Consider the following 19,705-nt stretch of genomic DNA (forward strand, 5'->3'; position numbering starts at 1 on the left):
TCAGTCCTTCAGATGAGTCTCGACCGGGGCGACCCAAAAGAACTCGCCATCGGTGTCGTAGTCGTAGATCAGCGCCGTCTGCCCGGCGCGCAGGTCGTCCGTTCCGGTCTGGCGGACTTGGACGACGGCCGAGGACCCGTCCTCGGCGTGGACTTCGGCCTGGCCGAAATCGGTTGCCACAGTGCTGGTCCGGATCACGCATGTGCGGCCGATGAAGTCGGCGCGCGAGGCGGCCGGTCCGGAGTGGAACACCTTGCGCAGTGGTGTCACGAGAAGTCTCGTCACCAAGAGCGCCAGGACGATCGCGGCGAGGAGAACGAGCACCCCGAACGTGATCCGCACGCCCGTTGCCGTTCCGGCCAACAGGACCGTGCCGACAAGACTGAGGAACCAGGCGACGACGATCGTCAGCGTCAGCACGATGGTCAGCGGCACGCCGCCGAAGCCCAGTGCGCCGAGCAGATCACCCGCGTCCTCGTCGACGTCGATGGCACCGAACAAAGTCAACAGCCAGTAACCGACGCAGACGATCAGCAGAAAAGTGAACAGCACAGCCGGGAAAGCCAGTGTTGCCTGGAAGAACTCGGCCACCCCGCCCCCTAGACGCCGAAATCCGGTACCTCCCCTTGGCCCGGCCGGGCGACTATAACTCAGCAGCGCTCACTGAGCGTTTCCATCGTGGCCCCGTGACCGAATCGTGTCACACGTCCGTCCAGTTGGGAGCTTTTACGGAGCTTTTCCAATGCCCGATGTTGGGCTATTCGGACATCCGCGGGGGTACTGCCGATCGCCTCGGCGGTCTGTTCGGCGGTGAGGCCGCACATCGCGCGCAGGATGAGGATCTCCCGTTCACCATCGGGCAGGACGGAAACGTTGAGTGCCGAGTCAGCACAGCCCGGCTCGCCCTTCAGTTCTCTGGTCACGTTTTTCACGGCCATCCGGTAAGTGATTGCCAGCAAGGGCTCCCGCTCAGCGGTCAGTGACCGCAGAACAGCGTGCAATGTCTCTTTGGCAACCAGATCCGCCACGGCGAACGAACCGTCCCGCCTGCCGATCCGGGCGCGGCAGTACCGCACCACGACAGGTTTGATCGTCGACACAACGATGTCCCCGAGACCCATGGCGTCTCCCCGGATGGTGTGACCAGTCACAGTGATGACTGACGGAAACGCCATGGCTTACGCGACTTCGCGGGTTTTCCAGAAGAAATACCCTGTGTGGCAAGCCGATTTCGAGACGTGTCGGTAATACTCCACTCGGCGCAACGATCACCCTAACGGCCGGATAACTATTAGCCGGAATCGCCGTTACCCGATTGATCTCTGCGCTTGGCTCACGGCTGTGAGGAACAAGATCGCACTCGCAGTGGTCGGCATGACCAGCGCAAGCGTGTTGATGGCGTGCTCGAGCAGCGAGTCGAAGTTCGCCGACGAGCTCAAAGCCGCGGGGTTCGGCACGGTGCAGCCGACCACCGAGACGGAGAAGAAGACCAAGAAGGTCGGCACGAAGACGGTCAAGTCGAGCACCAAGGTGCTTGAGGCGGTCGTCCGCGTGAAGGGCTGCGACCTCGAGTTCGAGAAGGTCTCCGGCCAGTCGGGCTACTGGCTGGACGAGTTGCACGTCAACGGCCAGGAACCGGAGTGGCCCGGCTACCCGGAGAACCTGCGCAAGCAACAAGTGGAGACACTGCTGGCCGACTCGAGCCAGAAACCCGCGGGCTTCACCAGCTGCTACAAGCCCTGACCCACGCCCGCCCTAAAAACATCCCCACCGCTCCCGGGGAGGCGTCCCTGGTCCAGTCCATCGGTGGGGCTTGGTCGGCAGTGGTTGAGTCGTGCGCGATGTGGACAACTCGGCAGCTGTGGACAGGTTGGTGGTGTGGATCTTCCGCGCGGCCGGGATGTCAGGGGTACCGGATAGGCTGGATTCGGGGGCCGGTGGCCGCCCGAATCCAGCGATGTCCGTCAGCGGCGGGTGAGGAAAGCCTGCAGCCCAGCCAGATCGTCCGTGTTGATGTGGTCGACGCCCGCCTTGCGCAGCTCGGTCCAGATCGCGTCCCGTGCGGCGCCCGGCACGTCCGGGGTCGCCCAGAAGCGGACCCGTTGCCCGGCCTTGTGCGCCGTGGAAACGATCTGCCGCAACCGATCCCGTTCAGCCGCAGGGAACTCGCCGACACCCGTCCACGTGAACAGCTTGGTCCAGTTGTCTGACACCAGAGGCGTCAGCCGCGCATCCGATCCCGGGCCAAGGTCCGTCGAATCGACGATGCGGCCGTCGTAGAAGGCAACCCTGTGCCGCTGGGACTCCATCAAGGAACGGGGCCGATCGCCCGAAATCACCGCGGTCACCGGCCCTGGAAGCACGAACCCGTTGACATACCTGGTGAACAGGAACGGGTACTGCCGCAGCACCTTGTCCAGCTGCGTGTACGCGGCCACCCCGTTCGTCTTGATGTCGATCAGCAGCTGGAACGCGACCGGCTTGCCCCGGTAGACCTTGCCGTGGTTGGCAAGTACGCGCTTGTGCAACGGCTCGAGGTAGAGCGATTGCAAGGTGCGCTCCGGAGTCAGGTCCTCCGGGTCGTGCCCCACCAGGAGCTGGCCGTCGACCAGGTAGATGTCCGCTTCCACGCTCGTGAACCCGTGATCGAGCGCGTCGAGCAGGGGTCGCGTGTGCTCGTAGTCGTTGTGCGCGTGCGCCTGGGGCAGCGGGCGCACCTGGGTCGCCGATGCAACCGCCGACGCACCGAAAACCAGCGCGAAAACGCTCAGAACCACTGTCAGTACCCGCATGCGGTCACCCTAGGCGTGGATGAACCGCTTGTACGTGAACTCCGGCGTAATACTCAGCCCCGACCGGTTCCAGCACGATTGGAACGGTGTTTCACTTACTGTTGACGTGGCCGTTGTGTCGACTTTTCACAAAAGGCGTGAGCTGACAGTAGTCGCTCTGTTACAGTCGCGCGCATGATCACGCGGCTCGGCAGCCTGCGCACGGCCATCGCCGTTGCCACCGGCATCGCCACCCTCTACATGGGACTTGTCGTCTTCAACAACGTGTTCGACTTCCCGACCAACCGGGCATTCGTCGAGCACGTGCTGGCGATGGACACCACGTTCAAGTCCGACAACACGATGTGGCGTGCGATCACGAACCCGACGGTCGCGCTGATCGCGTACATCGCGATCATCATCTGGGAGGCGCTCACCGCGATCGTGCTGGGCATCGGGTTCGTGCTGGGGGTCCGGAACAACGATCGTGCCCGTTCCTACGGCACAGTCGGATTCCTGATGATGATGGTGTTGTTCGGCGCGGGTTTCATCGCGATCGGCGGTGAGTGGTTCGCGATGTGGCAGTCACAGCAGTGGAACGGCCTGCAGCCCGCGACGTTCAACTTCCTGATCGCCTCGGCCGGCCTGATCCTCACCCGGTTGCCTGAACGTTCGCAGCCGTGACTTAGCCGCCCGCCTGCGCATTTCGCTTGGTGGCCAACAACAGAACCATGTAGGCCCGCTTGATTGTCTTGCGGGCCAAGTGGATGCTGTGCTGATGACGCGCGCGACGCCGCCCCCTTTACAGCCGATCGGTCCACGCTCGTACGACAGCGAGATGCCCAACGCGTCCCGGATGTACGACTACTACCTCGGCGGTGCGATGAACTTCACCGCCGACCGCGAACTGGCGGAACGCGCCAAGACCGTGCTGCCGTGCACGCCGTCTTTGGCGCGGTTGAACCGATCCTGGCTGCGGCGGGTCGTGAACGTCTGCCTGGACGAGGGAATCGACCAGTTCCTCGACCTCGGTTCGGGCATTCCCACTGTGGGCAACGTGCACGAGATCGTGCAGCGAAGCAACCCCGACGGTCGCGTGATGTACGTGGACTACGACGCGACTGCCGTAACACACGCACGAAAGCTGTTGAAAGGCAACGAAAACGCCGGGATCCTGCACGCGGACATCCGTGATCCGCAGACCGTGCTGCACGCGCCGGAAGTCCGTTCCCTGCTGGATTTCACGCGGCCGGTGGGCCTGCTGATGGTCGGGATCCTGTTGTACGTCGGCGAAGAATACGACCCAGCAGGACTGGTGGCGACCTATCGTGACGCGTGCGTGCCGGGCAGCCTGCTGCCCATCTCAGTGATCACGACGCAGATCGTGGCCGAACATGATCCGATGACACACAAGCAAATTCTCGACCTGATCGCGGTGTACAACGACGCCAGCGAACAGATCCACCCCTGGACAGTGGACGACCTGCGGTCCTGGTTCACCGGGATGGACTTGCTGGAACCCGGGATCACGATCCTGCCGGAATGGCGGCCGGACGGCTCCTTGGAGTCCGACAACGACAGCGAGGCACGACTGCTCGGCATCGGCGGCATGGGACGGGTCCGGGGCCCCGTTACCGAGGCCCCGGCCTAGCGAACACCTATCGGTTGAGAGCCTTCACCGGCAGCTCGACAGTCCGGTCGAAGATCTCCTGCAGTGCCGGGTTCGGCTCCGCGGCCGAGCTCAGCAGGCTGCGCGGCAACGGAACCGCCTTGCCGTCGAGCGGGCCCTTGACCTCGTAGACCGAGCCGTCCTCGGGGAGCGGCGCGGTGCCACAGATCTCGTTGCGCCCAGGCAGTTCCCCGTTGAACAGGAACCTGTCACCGAACTGCTGCACGCACGTGGACGGGCCGCTGATGTACTGCCCGTGCTTGCCCTCGTCGTCGACCGAGACGAGGCGCGCAGCGTGCGCGATGTCCTTGTACGTCCGCCAGGCACCTTCATACGCGGTCTGCGGGTCGATCTCGCTGTGCACCAACAGCATCCGCGGCGCGCCCTTCAGGTCCAGGTTGCGGTCCTGCGGCGGGTACGGCCAGAACGCGCACATCGGCACACCGTTGAGGTAACCGGCCCACGGGTTCTGCCTGGTCATCCGATCGGCTTCACGGGTGTAGTACCTCGGGTCCTTGTTCCACGCGGTGTCGTTGCAGCGCACGGTCGTGGAAATGGCGCCGATGTTCACGACTCCATCAGCCGCAGCGGTCGCGTCGACGTCATACCGCGTCTTGATGTCCGCGAGGGTGTCGTACGCCTGCAGTGCCGGAGCGAGCCGGCCCCATGCGCGTTCCACGTGGGCCACCTGGACCGTGGCGGCGGGCGCCTTGCCCAGCTCGTCGTGTACGAGGATGTCGATCAACGCGCGGATGAACCGGCGGTTGTTGCCGATCACGCCGAGCACGTTGAAGTCCAGGTCGTGTGGGCGAACCTTGGTGAGCCCGGCCTTGTACAGCTCAGCGATCCTGCCGCGGATGCTGTCGTACGTCCGCTGCACCTGATGGGCGCTGGTGCCCAGGCTTCCGGTGATCTGGTCGGCGTGCCGCGCGATCCACGGCTTGAACTGCGTGTCGAACCGGCGCTGGTAGGACCACGGGTCGAAGTTGACGTTGTCCCACTGCGTGTGCGTCCAGTCCATGTTGGAGTCCAGCACGAACCGGCCGACGCGCTGCGGGTACGTGTCGGCGTACCAGCCGCCCAGCCACGTTCCGTAGCTGTATCCGATGAAGTTCAACAGCCTGTGACCGAGCAGGGCACGCAGGAAGTCCATGTCGTACACGGTCTGCTGGCTGCTGACGAACCGCCCAAACTCCGTGGCCGCACAGGCCTTGGCCTGCAGCTGCGCCTCGGCGATCTCGGTGCGGTGCGTCTGTTCGTTGCGGACGCGGTAGTCAGGAGTGGTGGGCAGCGCGTCCAGTTCCTCCTGTGTGGTCAGGCACCGCAGGGCCTCACTCTTGCCGAAGCCACGCGGGTCGAACGCCAGCAGGTCGAAGTCCTGGAACATCTGCGGCCGGGACAGCGCGAGGTTCGAGGTCAACTCCAGCCCGGCGCCCCCAGGGCCGCCCGGGTTGGACGTCAGCAAGCCGCGAACCGGGCCAGTGGCCTTGCTGTGCGCGATCGCCACCGTGATGTCCGGGTGTGCGTCCGGGTTGTGCCAGTCCATCGGCACTTTGACCGTGGCGCAGTTGGTCGTCGGCGCCTGTGGGTTAGCCCGCTTGATCCGTTCGTCGAAGGAACAAGGCGCCCACTGGATCGGCTGGTCGAGGTACCGCTGCGGGATGACCGGGTTCTTCGGCTCGGCAGGCGGTCGGTCCGGCAGGGCTGCGCTCGGCGTGGCGAGCACCGTAAGTGCCATGGCGGTACACGCCATAGTGGTCACTAAGACACGTAATGGGGCCATGCGGTAGTCCCTATCTCACTGACAGCGAACGCGGCAGGGCCACATGTCTTAATTTCGCGCGCGCCCTTGCGCGATGGAAGGATCGAGGAGTGGAGAAACGCACTATCGGCAGGCTCGGCCGCGACGTCTCGGTGATCGGCCTCGGCACATGGCAACTCGGCGCGGACTGGGGTGAAGTCAGCGAGTCCGACGCGCTGGCCGTGCTCGACGCGGCGGTGTCGTCCGGCGTGACCTTCCTGGACACCGCGGACGTCTACGGCGACGGCCGCAGCGAACAGATCATCGCCAAGTACATCGCAGGCCGGGCGGACCGGCCGTTCGTGGCGACCAAGATGGGCCGCCGGATGGCACAGGAACTGGGCAACTACACGCTGTCCAATTTCCGCGCCTGGACGGACAGGTCACGCAAGAACCTCGGCATGGACGTACTGGACCTGGTCCAGCTGCACTGCCCACCGCCATCGGTGATCGCGTCGGACGAGGTCTTCGACGCCCTCGACACCCTGGTCGCCGAACAGCGGATCGCCGCTTACGGCGTGAGCGTGGAGACGTGCGCCGAGGCTCTCGCGGCGATCGCGCGGCCTGGTGTGGCGACCATCCAGATCATCTTGAATGCCTTCCGCCGCAAGCCCTTGGAGGAGGTCCTGCCCGCGGCGGCCGCTGCCGGGGTCGGGATCATCGCCCGGGTTCCGCTGGCGTCGGGCTTGTTGTCCGGGCGGTACCGCGCCGACACGACGTTCCCGGAGAACGACCACCGCAACTACAACCGGCACGGTGAGGCTTTCGACGTCGGCGAGACGTTCTCGGGCGTGGACTACGAGACCGGCTTGCAGGCCGCGCAGGAGTTCTCGGCTCTCGCTCCGGCTGGTGTGACTCCGGCTCAGTTGGCTCTGCGGTGGATCGTGCAGCAGCCCGGGGTGAGCACAGTGATTCCGGGCGCCCGGAACATCGAGCAGGCCCAGGCCAACTCGGCTGCGGCTGACGTGGCGCCGTTGTCCGTGGAAACCCTTGCGGCTATTGAGGACCTGTACGACAAACGGATCCGGGCTCTGGTCCACGACAAGTGGTGAGCCCTGGAGGGGCTGCCGGCGGCGGCAGCCCCTCCACTGTCTTATAGGGCTTGGGCCAGGCGGTCGGCCAGCAGGCGGGTGAACCGCGGGGCGTCGGCGAGTTCGCCGCCTTCGGCCAGCAGGGCGATGCCGTACAGCAGTTCCGCGGTTTCGGCCGCGCCTTCCTTGTTCTCTTCGTGGGCCTTGCGCAGGCTGGTGACCAGCGCGTGGTCCGGGTTGAGTTCGAGGATTCGCTTGATCGGCGGGAGTTCCTGGCCCATCGCGCGGTACATCTTCTCCAGTGTCGGCGTGACGTCGTTCGCGTCGCCCACGATGCACGCCGGTGATGTCGTCAGGCGCGAGGACAGCCGGACCTCTTTGATGTTGTCCTTCAACGTTTCCGTCATCCAGGACAGCAGGTCTGCGAAGTCCTTGGTCTTCTCTTCGGTCGAGGCGTCGTCGGACAGGTCGACCTGGCCCTTGGCGATGGACTGGAACTGTTTTCCGTCGAACGCCGGCACCGAGCTGACCCACATCTCGTCGACGGCGTCGGTGAGGATCAGCACCTCGTAGTCCTTGGCCTTGAAGGCCTCCATGTGCGGCGAGTTCTCGATGATCGTGCGCGAGGCACCGGTCAGGTAGTAGATGTGCTCCTGACCTTCCTTCATCCGCGAGACGTAGTCCTTGAGCGACGTCAGCTCGTCGTCGGAGTGCGTCGAGGCGAACGCGCAGATCTCCAGGATGGCGTCGCGGTTGTCGTAGTCGTTGACCAGGCCTTCCTTGACCGCCGCGCCGAACTCCTGCCAGAACGTCTTGTACTTCTCCGCATCCGAGGACGACATAGCCTTGATGGTCGACAGGATCTTCTTCACAAGGCGACGGCGCATCAGCTGGATCTGCCGGTCCTGCTGCAGGATTTCCCGCGACACATTCAGCGACAGGTCCTGGGCGTCGACAACGCCTTTGATGAACCGGAGGTATTCCGGCATCAGCGCTTCGCATTCATCCATGATGAACACGCGCTTGACGTACAACTGGGGCCCGCGCTTGCTTTCCCGCATGAACAGGTCCAGTGGCGCGCGCGACGGGATGAACAGCAGTGCCTGGTATTCGAACGTGCCTTCGGCCTGCATCTGGATGATCTCGAGCGGATCGGTCCAGTCGTGGCTGATGTGCCGGTAGAACTCTTTGAACTCGTCCTCGGTCGCCTCGTCCTTCGAGCGCGCCCAGAGCGCCTTCATCGAGTTGATCGTCTCGAATTCGGTCGTGGTCTCGCCGTCGGCGGTCTTTTCGACCTTGAGCCGGACCGGCCAGGTGATGAAGTCCGAATAACGCCGGACGATCTCCCTGAGCTTGAACTCGGCCGTGTAGTCGAAAAGGTGGTCCTCTTTGTCCTCCGGCTTCAGGTGCAGGATCACCGAGGTGCCCTGGGGGGCGTCGTCGAGTGCTTCGATGGTGTACGTGCCCTCGCCCTCGGACTCCCACTTGGTGCCCTCGGTCTCGCCTGCTTTCCTGGTCACGAGCGTGACCTTGTCGGCGACCATGAAGCTGGAGTAGAAACCGACACCGAACTGGCCGATCAGGTCGGCCGAATTCTCCTTCGACTCCTTGAGTTTGCGCAGCAGTTCCGCGGTCCCAGATTTCGCGATCGTGCCGATCAGGTCGACGACCTCGGCTCGGGACATCCCGATCCCGTTGTCGCGAATGGTGAGCGTGCGCTGGTCCTTGTCCGCTTCGAGCTCGATACGCAGATCATCGGTGTCCGCTTGCAGATCTTTGTCCTTGAACGCGGCCAGCCTGACCTTGTCGAGCGCGTCCGAGGCGTTGGAGATCAGCTCACGCAGGAAGATGTCCTTGTTCGAGTAGATCGAATGGACCATCAACTGCAGCAGCTGGCGTGCCTCGGCCTGGAACTCGAGCGTTTCCATCTGGGTGTCCACTCCCCCATTATCTCGTGCGCCCGCGCTGCCCGGAACGCTGGGCGTCCCGGGCAGCGGGACCTGGTCGTATCAGGCTTTGCGACAGGTGAAACTGTCAGCCGAATTGGGATCGCCGCCGATGTACTTCGGCACCAACGGATACAAGCACAGGTTGCGGCTCGCCGTTCCGTCGGCCGTCCGCGCGGGCAGCGTCTGCGGGGCCTTGCCCTTCTCGACCCAGTCGACGACCGCGGCGAGCGGGTCGATCGGCACCGCGCCCGGACCGCCGAAGCAGTGGTCGGCGCCGGGGGCGAGGAACACGCGGTAGAAGTCGTTGACGTTGCCCGTCCGGCGAGCGACGCGCTCCCGGTAGTCGACGGTGCCCTGGTACGGGATCAGCGCGTCGTCGGTACCGTGCCAGGTGACGATCTTGCCGCCTGACTTGCGGAACGCCGACAGGTCGGGATCATCGGCGCCGATGATCGAGTTGTACCGCACCTGCGAGGCCACGAAGGTCCGGTAGTACTCGGCGTAGGACATCTTCGTCACGTCGAACCGCGGGTTCTGCTTGATGAAGTACTGCACCCAGGTCGCACTGATCTCGAACGGCACCGGCCCGGCGGTCCACTCGAGGTCCGCGCCCTTGTTGAAGCCGAACCAGCCGCGTGGCCCGTCCCAGATCTTGCGGACGACCTCGGCATCGGCCGGCGAGATGGTCACTTCCTGGCCCTCGCAGACGATCTTCGTGCCGACCAGGTCTGCCGGGTTGTAGCGGCAGGTCCTCGGGTCGTTGATCACCCGGTCGGCCACGCCGTCGATCTTGTCGCACGCGTCGACCGCGGCCTTCTCGAACGCGTCGAGCTCGCACGAGGTCAGCCGGTTGCGCTCCTCGTTCTGCACGACCTGCGCCCACAGGTTCGCGACGATGAACCGGTCCCAGTTGATCGCGGGCGCGGCCGCGTTGATGCCGTCGTAGTCGTCCGGGAAGCTCTGGGCGTTCTCCATGCCCTGGCGCCCGCCGGTCGAGCAGCCGTTCCAGTACGAGTACTTCGGCGCGCGACCGTAGTACTGGTTGGTGACGGCCTTTCCGACGACGGCCATGTCATGCAGGGACCGTGACGCGAAGTTCGTCAACAGCTCCTTGTTGACGTTGCCGTTCTCGTCCAGCGCCCAGCTGGCCGGGCTCATCGGATTGGCCTCGACGCCGCCGTCGGTCGTCGCGACCGCGTAGCCGAGTTTGACCTGGGTGGCCATGTCGGCGTCCCAGCCACCCATCGAGTAACCACCGCCGCCAAGGCCCTGGAACCGGCCGGTCCACCCGGACAACGGCAGCCACACCTTGACCGCGACCTTGTCACCCACGCCTGGATGCGTGAGCGTCACCGTCACAGCGCAGTACGGCGGGACGTCGGTGACCGGCGGGATCGGATACCCCGGAGGCCATTCGACGGTCCCGCCGGGTTGCTCGGCCGCGGTGACCGACACGACCTCGGCGCCAGGCACCGAGAGCTTGCCCACGGCGCACTTCTGCGCGGCGGACGCGGAAACAGGCGTACTGACCATCACGGTCGCGGAAACAAGCGCCACCAAGGCGCCACAAAGTCGTCTCATCACGCTCCCCAGTTCTGTATGTGACTCAACGGACCTTACTCAGCCCCTGCGGCAGGTGAAGCTGTTCGCCGAGTTGGGGTCACCGCCGACGTACTTCGACACCAACGGGTACAGGCAGAGGTTCCGCGTGGCCGAACCGTCCATGGTCCGGGCGGGCAGCGTCTGCGGGGCCTTGCCCTTCTCGACCCAGTCGACGACCGCGCCGAGCGGATCGATCGGGACCGCACCCACACCACCGGCGCAGTGATCCACTCCGGGCGCGAGGAACACGCGGTAGAAGTCGTTCACGTCGCCCATCCGGCGGCCGACGCGCTCGCGGTACTCGACCGTGCCCTGGTACTGGATGACAGCGTCATCCGTGCCGTGCCAAGTGATCATCTTGCCGCCTGACCTCCGGAACGCCGACAGGTTGGCATCCTCGGTGCCGATCAGCTTGTCGTAGCGCACCCGGGCTTCGATGAAGGCCTTGTAGTAGTCGGCGTACGACATCTTGGTCACGTCATACTGCGGGTTCTGTTCGATGAAGTACCGCACCCAGTGCGCGCTCAGGTCGAACCCCGTCGGTCCGCCGACCACGCTGAGGTCGGTTCCCCTGTTGAAGCCGTACCAGCCGCGTGCGCCTTCCCAGATCTTGCGGATGACCTCGGCGTCGGCCCGCGAGATGGTCACTTCCTGGCCCTCGCAGACGATCTTCGTACCGACCAGGTCGTACGGGTTGTAGTGGCACTTCCGTGGGTCGTCGATCACGCGGTCGGCGACATTGTCGATCTTGTCGCACGCGTCGATCGCGGCCGTCTCGAACGCGTTGAGCTCGCAGTCCGTCAGCTGGTTGCGTTCCTCGTTCTGCACAACCCGCGCCCACAACCCGCCGACGGCGAACCGGTTCCAGTTGATCGCGGGCGCCATGGCGTTGATGCCGTCGTAGTCGTCCGGGTAACGCTGGGCGTTCATCACCCCTTGCCGTCCGCCTTGGGAGCAGCCGTTCCAGTACGAATACTTCGCTGGGCTTCCGTAGTACTGCGCGGTCACGGCCTTTCCGGCGACAGCCATGTCGTGCAGCGACCTCGACGCGAAGTTCGTCAACAGCTCGGTGTTCACGTTGCCGTGCTCATCCAGCGCCCACGCGGCCGGACTCGACATGTCAGAGCCGACTCCGCCGTCGGTCGTCGCGGCCGCATAGCCGAGCTTGACCGCCTCAGCCAGGCTCGCGTCCCATCCGGTCATGGAGTAGCCGCCGCCACCGACACCCTGGAACCTCCCGGTCCAGCCGGATACCGGCAGCCATACCTTCACCGTGACCTTGTCGCCCACGCCAGGGTGAGTCAGCGTCACGGTCACAGCGCAGTACCGCGGAACGTTGGTCACCGGCGGGATCGGCAGCCCAGGCGGATATTCGACGGTCCCGCCGGGCTTCTCACCGGCCGTGATCGACAGGACCTCGGTGCCTGGCACGTTGAGTTTGCCCACGGCGCAGTTCGGCGCCGCGGACGCGGCAGCAGGCGTGCTGACCATGACGGTCGCGGATACGAGCGCCACTAAGGCGCCGAGCAGTCGTCTCATGATTCTCCCCAGGTCAAAGTGTTCACCGCACCATAGGAGAAACTCCGGCCCGAGACTATCCACTTCAGCCCCAGCTATCGCCTGCACGCACGGTAATGATCGACATCCCCCGGATGACGGTATCCGGACAGTGATCGTTTCGCTTAGCTGACGCTATGCACATCGTTGATCTCGCGTCGCGCCCCGACCTGGCCGACGCCGCCCTCGATCTCGGCGACGTCGGTGGCCAGTTCATCTACGCCGGGATGAGCGGAAAGATCATCACCGTCGAGCGGTTCCTGCGGCACTGGGGCCGGTACTTCCTGATCGCACTGGAGGACGACGTCCCGATCGCCCGTACCCTCTCGGTCCCGCTCGCCTTCCCGGCCGACGACCGTACCGAACTGCCGGACCACGGCTGGGACGAGGCGATCCAGTGGGCCGCCCAGGACAAAATGGACGGTCGTGCGCCCAATGCCCTGTGCGCACTGGAAGTCGTGATCGACCCGAAGCACCGCGGCAGGCACCTGTCATCGGAGATGCTCAAGGCGTTGAAAGCCCGCGCGCAGGAGACCGGCCTGTCCCGCTTGATCGTGTCGGTCCGGCCGATCGGCAAGGAAGACGAACCGAAAACGCCGATGGCGGAGTACGTCAACCGCCGTCGCCCCGACGGCCTGTTCGCCGACCGCTGGCTGCGCACCCACGAACGCCTGGGCGCCAAGATGGTCAAGATCTGCCCGTTCGCGGTGACCATCTCGGGTTCGTTCGCGGACTGGTGGGAATGGGCGGGCATCGACCTGGTCGACGGCGACAACCTGTTCCCCGGCGGCATCGCGCCGATCATCGCATCGGCCGAGCGGGACTACGGCGTCTACGTCGAGCCGAACGTGTGGATGGAGCACCCAATGTAGGGCTTAGGTGTCGTATTCGCCGCTGTCCCACGGTTCGGTGAAGGCCATGTAGTTGCCTGGATGCAGTTCGACCCACCACGAATCGTCCTCGTCATCACCTGGGCGGGCGATGAGGCCGAAAGTCGTGCCGAACTTCTCGACTTCGAACGGAGCCACTTCGATCCGGGTGAACGTGACCGCGCCCAGTTCCCGCAACCGCTGTTCGTACACGGCTTTGCGCCGTTCGGGGTCGATGCTCGCGCGTGGGCCGAACTCGTCGATCTTCGCCTCGAGGAAGTTGCCTGCCGCGTCGAACAGGAAGAGGGCAACGAACTCGTTGCCCTCCTGCCCGAGCCCAGGTTCGAACGGCGTGGTGAGGAAGAACTGCCTGCCGTCCGAAGTCCGGCCGACGTGTTCGGCGTGGTAGTCGTCGTGGTCGATGGCGACTAACGCAGGGGCACTCATGCGACCGGATACTAACCAGGCATCCGCCAGATCTGGTTGGCGAGTCGATCTGGTTTTCCGGAGCTCCTAAATCGCGCCGGCGATCGAGTCCATTGATCCCATTGAGGACCGGGCGATCACCACATCGTTGACCACAGCGCGGCAGGCGCTGTCATGGACGTACCTGACATGCCGGGACTCCACCGCCGAGGCGGGCCGCGGCTTCCGCGAAGATGTCGTCGATCTGGCTGGCGAACTGGGCGTAGCGGTCGGTTTGACCGTTGCCACGGACACAAACACGTTTCCCGCTCACGCGGGATCGTTTGCTGTCACTGACAAACCGGACAACCAACCGGACCACGCAGCCGAAGTCCTCAGCAGACAAGGAAAACGGCCCGGTGGCCTACGCTCGCCACCGGGCCGCAACCGTCGTGCTTACCTGATGTTCACGTCGACACACACGTAGAACGCGTTCGCGGTGTCCGCGACGTTCCAGATGGCCAGCATCTTGTGCCTGCCAGTGAAACTTCCGAAGTTCACGTTGTGCGTGAAGGTCGCGGGCGGCTGCTGGCCACCCTGGTTGAACGACGCCACACGGGTGCCGCCGATGTAGTACTCCCACGTGCTGGTGCGGTGGCGAGCCGTGATCTGCCACGAGAACGGCTGCGTCCGGCTGACGTTCTGGACCTGCCAGCCCTTGCCGTCGTTGTTCAGCTCGGCGAACCTGGCCACGTTGCCGTGACAGTTCCGCAGGCCCTTGGGGCCTTCCACGCTCTGTGGCTCGTACTTGATCTCGCCACACGCCACCGTGCCGGCCCGGCACTGCTGCTGACGGCTGGCAGGACTGGTGATCCATCCGTGCGCACTGGCGGTTCCCGCGGGCAGGACCACAGTGAGCAAGGGGGCGATGAGTACACCGATCGCGGCCGCGATGAACTTGCGCTTCATGTTTCAGCTCCTCTTCACGACGAGCTGCGGTCCGGTGTCGCGCGCCGACCGGCCCCCTGAAGCTGGGGGCCGATACCAAACACAAGACCTGCAGGGGTTTTGTGGTCTAGACCATACTAACGTCCGACGAATCGGTCAAGAGATGTCGAATTTCCCCAGCTACCAGGGGTTGTCAGCGCGCCGGGACGATCACGTATTCGCCGCCGTTCCGAGTGGCGAAATTCAGCACATCACCGTCCGTAGTGTGCGGCACGAGCCTGCCTTCCGAGAAGACGTGCACTGCATTGCGGAACATTGAACTGCGGAGCTTGACAGCGCCGCCATTTCCGGTTTCCAGCCGGATCTGACTGGGCACGCCGGACTTCCACGTGACGCCGACCGTCACGTCTCCCCTGGCCCGCAGCCCGTCGACCTGCCCGTCCGACCAGCCGGCCGGTAGTGCGGGCAGTACGTCCACGACACCCAGATGGCTTTGCAGCAGCATTTCGGTCATCCCGGCGGTCGCGCCGAAGTTTCCGTCGATCTGGAACGGCGGATGGGTGTCCCACAGATTCGGCAGTGTGCTCGTCTTCAACTGGTCGGCGAGCAACTTGTGCGCTCGATCGCCGTCCAGCAATCGGGCCCAGAAGTTGATTTTCCACGCCTTGCTCCAGCCCGTTCCGGCATCGGTCCGCGCGTTCAGCGAAACCTTCGCCGCCTCCGCGAGTTCCGGGGTCGTGCGGGGCGAGATCTGCTTTCCCGGGTGCAACGCGAACATGTGCGAGACGTGCCGGTGGGTTTCGTTCGGGTCGTCGATATCGGCTTTCCATTCCTGCAGCTGGCCCCATTTGCCGACGCGCAGTCCCGGGTCGAGCTTGCCGAGGACCTCGCTCGCCTTGGCCGCGAAGTCCTTGTCTCCCAGCGTTTCAGCCGCCTGGCGGACATCGGTGAACAGCAGCCAGAGGATCTGCTGGGACATCGAGGCACCCGCGGTGTGCGGGCCGATCTCCGGCGAGCGGCTCGGCAACGCGACCAGCTTGCCGTCCCGCGGGTCGGTCTGCAGGAATTCCAGCCATAACTGAGCGGTCTCCTTCATCACCGGGTACGCCTGCCTGGCGAGGTACTGTTTGTCCAAAGTGAACCGATAGTGGTCGTAGAGCTGTTCGGACAGCCACGCACCGGATTCCGGGAAGAAGTACGCGGGGTGGTCCCACGCGCCGGTCCAGCCGTAGATGTTCGAGGCGTGATGGGCCACCCAGCCTTGCTTCACGCCGTACATCTCGCGCGCGGTGACCCGGCCGGGCTCCCGCAAGGAGTCGACGTAAGCCGCGAACGGCTCGGCGGTTTCGGCGAGATTCGTTGTGTCGGCCGGGAAGTAGTTCATCTGGATGTTGATGTTCAAGTGGTAGTCCGCCTGCCACGGTGGCGCCTCCAGCACGTTCCAGACACCCTGCAGGTTCGCGGGCAACGAGCCCGGCCGGGACGAGGCGATCAACAGGTAACGGCCGTAAGCGAAGAACAGCTGCTCAAGCGCTCGGTCGGCGGCGGTGTCCTTGCCGTACGCGGCCAGCACGTCATCGGTCGGGACGTCCGGCATGCGCCCGCCGAGGTTCAGCGACACGCGGCCGAAGAGTTCCCGGTAATCAGCGATGTGCCGATACTGCAAGATCCCGAAACTGCGTCGCTGCGCGGCATTCACCGTCTGTGTCACCCGCTTGTGCGGATCTTCGCCGCGATACTTCGGGTAGTCGTTGGCGTAGTCCGTGCCTGCCGCAAGGACAAGCGTGACCTCGTTCGCTCCGGCTACGGACACCGAACCGTCCGCGTTGTCGGTCCGAGTGCCGCCGTGGTTGTTCACCTGCGCTTGCGTTTCGTAGCGCAGTCCGTTGCTGGCCAGGGCTCCGGCGACGGTGATGCGGCCTTTGCCCGCTGTCGCCGTGCTCGTCCGGTTGGCCGGGACCTGGATCCGCGTGTCCATGGTGACCTTGCCCGGCTGATCGGCGCTGATCCTGGCGACGACCACGTCGTCCGCAGCCGTGGCGAAGTACTCACGGGTGTAGCGCACGCCGCCGGACCGGTAGGACACCTTGGCCACGCCACGGGAAATGTCCAGCTCACGCCGGTAGTCGGTGAACTCGGTGTGCGGGAACGCCAGGCGCAGGTCGCCGAAGCTCTGGTACGCGCCGAACCGCCGGTGCCGCGGCGTGTCGGACTTCAGCCCGAGCGACGCCAGCACGTCCTCCGGCTTGACCTGGCCTTCTGTGATGACCCGCTGCCGGATCGCCTCGAGCGCGCCCGGACGAGGCTCCGACCAGTTGCCGAAGTTGTAGTCCGAGACACCCGGACCGCCGGTCCACAGGGTCTTCTCGTTGAACTGAAGGCGCTCGCCCTGCACACCACCGAAGATCGTGGCACCCAAGGCACCGTTGCCGATCGGCAGCGACCGCGTTTCCCAGCCCTGATTGGTGTCCGGCGCCGGTTCGTCGTACCACAGCACCATGTCGCGGCCGGTATTCGCCTCGGCGACCGGCACCGGGACGGTCATCAAGATCGCGGCCAGTACCACAAGACTACGTCGTCTCATGCCGAGCTCCCGCCAGTTCGCTCGATACATCGGAGGTGTGTCGCACTTTACCCACACGATGTCCAGAATTACTAGAGAGAGCTCGGACCTCTCTGGTAATTCGACGATCGTCCAACAACAATGAGGATCATGGCCTTCAGTCATCTGTCGCATTTGGACTGCGCACGCTGCGGCAACCGGTACGACGCCGACGAGATCAACAACCTCTGCACCTGCGGCTCACCGCTGCTGGCCCGCTACGACCTCGGCTCGGTCAGCGTCGATCCGAGTGACATCGCGCAGCGGGAACCCACTTTGTGGCGTTACCACGAAGTACTTCCTGTACGTGAACGCGTGATCAGCATGGGCGAGGGCATGACTCCCCTGCTGCCGCTGCCCGCGTTGGGCAAGCAACTGGGCGTCCCGGGTTTGTTGATGAAGGATGACGGCCTGATCCCGACCGGATCGTTCAAGGCACGCGGCGCGGCGGTCGGCGTCTCGCGCGCGGCGGAGCTCGGCGTCAAGGCGTTCGCCATGCCCAGCAATGGAAACGCCAGCGCCGCATGGACCGCGTACGGCGCCAGGGCCGGAATGCGCAGCGTGGTCGCGATGCCGGAGTCGGCACCGCTGATCAACCGGACCGAATCGGCGATCACCGGGGCCCAGCTGTACCTGGTTCGCGGCCACATCGGCGACTGCGGCCAGATGATCGGCGCGTTGATCGCACGCTCCGGCGGCGCTTTGTTCGACGCGTCGACGCTGAAGGAGCCGTACCGCATCGAAGGCAAGAAGACGATGGGGTACGAGATCGTCGAGCAACTCGGCTGGCGCAGCCCCGACGTGATCGTCTACCCGACCGGTGGCGGCGTCGGCCTGATCGGCATCTACAAGGCTCTGCTGGAAATGCTCGAACTCGGCTGGCTGACCGGCCCGCTGCCCCGGCTTGTCGCCGTCCAGTCCTCCGGCTGTGCCCCGATCGTCCAGGCTTTCAACGCGGGCGCCAAGGTCAGCGAACCATGGCCGGATCCCAAGACAGTCGCGTTCGGCATCACCGTGCCCAAACCACTCGGAGATTTCCTGATCCTCGAAGCCCTTTACGCCACGAACGGCACAGCTGTCGCGGTCGACGATTCGGACACCCTTGCCACACAAGCATTGTGCGCACAGCTCGAAGGCGCGTTCATCTGCCCGGAAGGCGCGGCCACCCTCGCAGCGGTCCGCAGCCTCCGGACATCCGGCTGGATCAAGCAATCTGACGAAGTTGTCGTGCTGAACACCGGCGCGGGCGCGAAGTACCCAGTTGACGTCGATGTTCCAGTCCTCAACCCAGGTGACTCGATCTAGCTGCTCGGTGCGGCGTAGATCATCGCTTTGACGTCGAGCGGGCCGGTGAGCACGCCGTAGGTCTTCATCAGGTCCGCCACCCGCTGCAGGCGAGCCGGTTCGAGTGTCAGCGGCCACGTGCCGAGATGCAGCAGGCTGGCCGTCTGCCTCTCGACGTTGGCGTACGCCGTGACGAGATCCTCGACGTCGGTCCGGTTCGCGCAGTCACGCTGTCCTTTGGTGATCGCGCGCTGGAACGCCGCGACGGTCCTGGGGTTCTCCTTGGTGAACTCGGCACTGGCGGCCCAGCCCGCGATCGGGATCTCGTTGGTGGCGCCGCTCGCCGGGTCGACCACCGCGGTCACCCCGGCGAGGCGTTCGGCCTGGGTGATGAACGGCTCGACCATGAAGGCGGCGTCGAAGTTCTTGCGTTCCAAGCCTGCCCGCATGTCGGGGAAAGGCACCTCGACGAAAGTCACCGTCTTCATGTCGACGCCGGCCGCCTCGAGCGTGGCCCGGGTGGTCAGTTCGACGATGTTGTTCTTGGTGTTGATGGCGATCTTCTTGCCCGCCAGGTCCTGCGGTTTGGCGATCCCGGACCCGCGCGCGGCCACGATCATGAACACGTGTGGACGTGCCTGATAGCCGTCGGCGACCAGCGTGATGTCGAGAATTTTCTTCGACTGCGCCGCGAAGAACGAAACATAGTTGCCGAAGGCGAACTGCAGTTCACCGTTGGCCATCCCCGGAATCGCGGCCGCCCCGCCCGCCAGGTTCTTGAGGTCGACATCGAGTCCTTCGACCTTGAAATAGCCCTTCTTGATCGCCATGTGGACGGCGGCGGCATCCACGATCGGCAGCACGCCGACCGTCACCTTGGTGCGTTCCAGCGGGCCAGGCGTGACCGGAGTCCCCTCGGAACTCCCACCGGAAAGCAGCCCGCACCCGGACACGGCGGCCAGCGTGAGCGCCGAGATCGACAGCGCGAGCATCGAACGAGTTCGTCTGAAGACTTGTGCACAGGGCATTTTCGAGGATTCTCCCGACTACCGGCGACATATGCCTGTCATGAGCGCCAAGCAACTTATATGTCCAATGCCGACAGTCGCTAGAGGAGACTCGAGTCAAGAATTCAGCCCATGATCCCGGCAATTGTTGTTGAGCTCTAATCTATTCTAGCTCGCAATCGTCCACGAGGGACAGTACGACCATCTTGA

Annotated in this window: 18 protein-coding genes; 6 read left to right on the plus strand and 12 right to left on the minus strand. The window is 64.6% G+C overall.

From position 1 onward, the window contains the following. Together B9C43_RS42220 and B9C43_RS42225 are read right to left on the minus strand one after the other, a co-directional pair. A complete protein-coding gene (locus B9C43_RS42220; protein WP_084433018.1) occupies positions 1-591 on the minus strand; it encodes an OB-fold-containig protein in 591 nt (196 codons plus the stop codon). Between the two features lie 59 nt (positions 592-650). Beyond that, on the minus strand, positions 651-1,121 hold the full coding sequence (locus tag B9C43_RS42225) for a sigma factor-like helix-turn-helix DNA-binding protein (RefSeq protein WP_160097074.1): 471 nt from the start codon (positions 1,119-1,121) through the stop codon (positions 651-653). A gap of 220 nt (positions 1,122-1,341) precedes the next feature. Between B9C43_RS42225 and B9C43_RS42230 the strand changes: the two genes are divergently transcribed. After that, positions 1,342-1,743 carry a hypothetical protein gene (locus B9C43_RS42230; protein WP_033380900.1) on the plus strand — a complete coding sequence of 134 codons (402 nt, stop codon included), beginning with the start codon at positions 1,342-1,344 and terminating at the stop codon, positions 1,741-1,743. A gap of 221 nt (positions 1,744-1,964) precedes the next feature. Here the strand turns inward: B9C43_RS42230 and B9C43_RS42235 are convergent, their stop codons facing one another. Continuing rightward, positions 1,965-2,792 carry a phosphatidylinositol-specific phospholipase C/glycerophosphodiester phosphodiesterase family protein gene (locus tag B9C43_RS42235; protein ID WP_084433020.1) on the minus strand — a complete coding sequence of 276 codons (828 nt, stop codon included), beginning with the start codon at positions 2,790-2,792 and terminating at the stop codon, positions 1,965-1,967. Between the two features lie 174 nt (positions 2,793-2,966). On the opposite strand from B9C43_RS42235, the gene B9C43_RS42240 reads away from it, so the two are divergent. Both B9C43_RS42240 and B9C43_RS42245 read left to right on the plus strand, forming a co-directional pair. Next, positions 2,967-3,455, plus strand: a complete 489-nt coding sequence (locus B9C43_RS42240; RefSeq protein ID WP_084433021.1) for a DUF2165 domain-containing protein — start codon at positions 2,967-2,969, stop codon at positions 3,453-3,455. Positions 3,456-3,549: 94 nt separating this feature from the next. Continuing rightward, positions 3,550-4,422, plus strand: coding sequence for an SAM-dependent methyltransferase (locus tag B9C43_RS42245; protein ID WP_143446968.1), 873 nt, complete (start codon positions 3,550-3,552; stop codon positions 4,420-4,422). Between the two features lie 7 nt (positions 4,423-4,429). Here the strand turns inward: B9C43_RS42245 and B9C43_RS42250 are convergent, their stop codons facing one another. Next, positions 4,430-6,178: an alpha/beta hydrolase gene (locus tag B9C43_RS42250; protein WP_200825932.1), complete on the minus strand. Its 1,749-nt coding sequence runs from the start codon at positions 6,176-6,178 to the stop codon at positions 4,430-4,432. Between the two features lie 134 nt (positions 6,179-6,312). Between B9C43_RS42250 and B9C43_RS42255 the strand changes: the two genes are divergently transcribed. Next, positions 6,313-7,293 (plus strand): aldo/keto reductase, encoded by a 981-nt coding sequence (locus tag B9C43_RS42255; RefSeq protein WP_200825933.1) that lies wholly within the window; start codon positions 6,313-6,315, stop codon positions 7,291-7,293. Positions 7,294-7,334: 41 nt separating this feature from the next. Here B9C43_RS42255 and htpG read toward each other — a convergent pair whose 3' ends face one another. The 3 genes from htpG to B9C43_RS42270 form a co-directional block, all read right to left on the minus strand. Beyond that, positions 7,335-9,212, minus strand: a complete 1,878-nt coding sequence (gene htpG, locus B9C43_RS42260; protein ID WP_143446969.1) for a molecular chaperone HtpG — start codon at positions 9,210-9,212, stop codon at positions 7,335-7,337. A 69-nt stretch (positions 9,213-9,281) separates the two neighbouring features. Then, positions 9,282-10,802: a tannase/feruloyl esterase family alpha/beta hydrolase gene (locus B9C43_RS42265; RefSeq protein ID WP_084433024.1), complete on the minus strand. Its 1,521-nt coding sequence runs from the start codon at positions 10,800-10,802 to the stop codon at positions 9,282-9,284. A gap of 39 nt (positions 10,803-10,841) precedes the next feature. After that, complete coding sequence (locus B9C43_RS42270) at positions 10,842-12,362, minus strand: tannase/feruloyl esterase family alpha/beta hydrolase (protein ID WP_143446970.1); 1,521 nt, start codon at positions 12,360-12,362, stop codon at positions 10,842-10,844. 155 nt (positions 12,363-12,517) lie between these two features. On the opposite strand from B9C43_RS42270, the gene B9C43_RS42275 reads away from it, so the two are divergent. After that, positions 12,518-13,252: a GNAT family N-acetyltransferase gene (locus B9C43_RS42275; protein ID WP_084433025.1), complete on the plus strand. Its 735-nt coding sequence runs from the start codon at positions 12,518-12,520 to the stop codon at positions 13,250-13,252. 3 nt (positions 13,253-13,255) lie between these two features. Here the strand turns inward: B9C43_RS42275 and B9C43_RS42280 are convergent, their stop codons facing one another. From B9C43_RS42280 to B9C43_RS42295, 4 genes are all read right to left on the minus strand, one after another. After that, on the minus strand, positions 13,256-13,696 hold the full coding sequence (locus B9C43_RS42280; RefSeq protein ID WP_033380671.1) for a hypothetical protein: 441 nt from the start codon (positions 13,694-13,696) through the stop codon (positions 13,256-13,258). A 151-nt stretch (positions 13,697-13,847) separates the two neighbouring features. Then, positions 13,848-13,988, minus strand: coding sequence for a hypothetical protein (locus B9C43_RS57070; protein WP_160097076.1), 141 nt, complete (start codon positions 13,986-13,988; stop codon positions 13,848-13,850). A 122-nt stretch (positions 13,989-14,110) separates the two neighbouring features. Next, positions 14,111-14,623 (minus strand): lytic polysaccharide monooxygenase auxiliary activity family 9 protein, encoded by a 513-nt coding sequence (locus B9C43_RS42290; RefSeq protein WP_033380668.1) that lies wholly within the window; start codon positions 14,621-14,623, stop codon positions 14,111-14,113. A 172-nt stretch (positions 14,624-14,795) separates the two neighbouring features. Further along, a complete protein-coding gene (locus B9C43_RS42295) occupies positions 14,796-17,186 on the minus strand; it encodes a glycoside hydrolase family 95 protein (protein ID WP_235039168.1) in 2,391 nt (796 codons plus the stop codon). Between the two features lie 129 nt (positions 17,187-17,315). Here B9C43_RS42295 and B9C43_RS42300 point away from each other — a divergent pair, with 129 nt between their 5' ends. After that, positions 17,316-18,509 carry a threonine synthase gene (locus B9C43_RS42300; RefSeq protein WP_084433027.1) on the plus strand — a complete coding sequence of 398 codons (1,194 nt, stop codon included), beginning with the start codon at positions 17,316-17,318 and terminating at the stop codon, positions 18,507-18,509. Here B9C43_RS42300 and B9C43_RS42305 read toward each other — a convergent pair. After that, positions 18,506-19,480, minus strand: a complete 975-nt coding sequence (locus B9C43_RS42305) for an ABC transporter substrate-binding protein (protein WP_143446971.1) — start codon at positions 19,478-19,480, stop codon at positions 18,506-18,508. The two genes, B9C43_RS42300 and B9C43_RS42305, sit on opposite strands and share 4 nt — an antisense overlap. Between the last annotated feature and the right edge of the window lie 225 nt (positions 19,481-19,705).

The sequence above is a fragment of the Kibdelosporangium aridum genome (assembly GCF_900176515.1).
In the GTDB taxonomy this organism is placed as follows: Bacteria; Actinomycetota; Actinomycetes; order Mycobacteriales; family Pseudonocardiaceae; genus Kibdelosporangium; species Kibdelosporangium aridum.

Excerpts from the sequence above, each read along its gene's own strand:
- B9C43_RS42280 (WP_033380671.1), bottom strand. The coding sequence starts at position 13,696 with ATGAGTGCCCCTGCGTTAGTCGCCATCGACCACGACGACTACCACGCC.
- B9C43_RS42225 (WP_160097074.1), bottom strand. The coding sequence starts at position 1,121 with ATGGGTCTCGGGGACATCGTTGTGTCGACGATCAAACCTGTCGTGGTG.
- B9C43_RS42270 (WP_143446970.1), bottom strand. The coding sequence starts at position 12,362 with ATGAGACGACTGCTCGGCGCCTTAGTGGCGCTCGTATCCGCGACCGTC.
- B9C43_RS42275 (WP_084433025.1), top strand. The coding sequence starts at position 12,518 with ATGCACATCGTTGATCTCGCGTCGCGCCCCGACCTGGCCGACGCCGCC.
- B9C43_RS42295 (WP_235039168.1), bottom strand. The coding sequence starts at position 17,186 with ATGAGACGACGTAGTCTTGTGGTACTGGCCGCGATCTTGATGACCGTC.
- B9C43_RS42305 (WP_143446971.1), bottom strand. The coding sequence starts at position 19,480 with ATGCTCGCGCTGTCGATCTCGGCGCTCACGCTGGCCGCCGTGTCCGGG.
- B9C43_RS42235 (WP_084433020.1), bottom strand. The coding sequence starts at position 2,792 with ATGCGGGTACTGACAGTGGTTCTGAGCGTTTTCGCGCTGGTTTTCGGT.
- B9C43_RS42300 (WP_084433027.1), top strand. The coding sequence starts at position 17,316 with ATGGCCTTCAGTCATCTGTCGCATTTGGACTGCGCACGCTGCGGCAAC.
- B9C43_RS42290 (WP_033380668.1), bottom strand. The coding sequence starts at position 14,623 with ATGAAGCGCAAGTTCATCGCGGCCGCGATCGGTGTACTCATCGCCCCC.
- B9C43_RS42265 (WP_084433024.1), bottom strand. The coding sequence starts at position 10,802 with ATGAGACGACTTTGTGGCGCCTTGGTGGCGCTTGTTTCCGCGACCGTG.
- B9C43_RS42245 (WP_143446968.1), top strand. The coding sequence starts at position 3,550 with ATGACGCGCGCGACGCCGCCCCCTTTACAGCCGATCGGTCCACGCTCG.
- B9C43_RS42250 (WP_200825932.1), bottom strand. The coding sequence starts at position 6,178 with ATGGCACTTACGGTGCTCGCCACGCCGAGCGCAGCCCTGCCGGACCGA.
- B9C43_RS42240 (WP_084433021.1), top strand. The coding sequence starts at position 2,967 with ATGATCACGCGGCTCGGCAGCCTGCGCACGGCCATCGCCGTTGCCACC.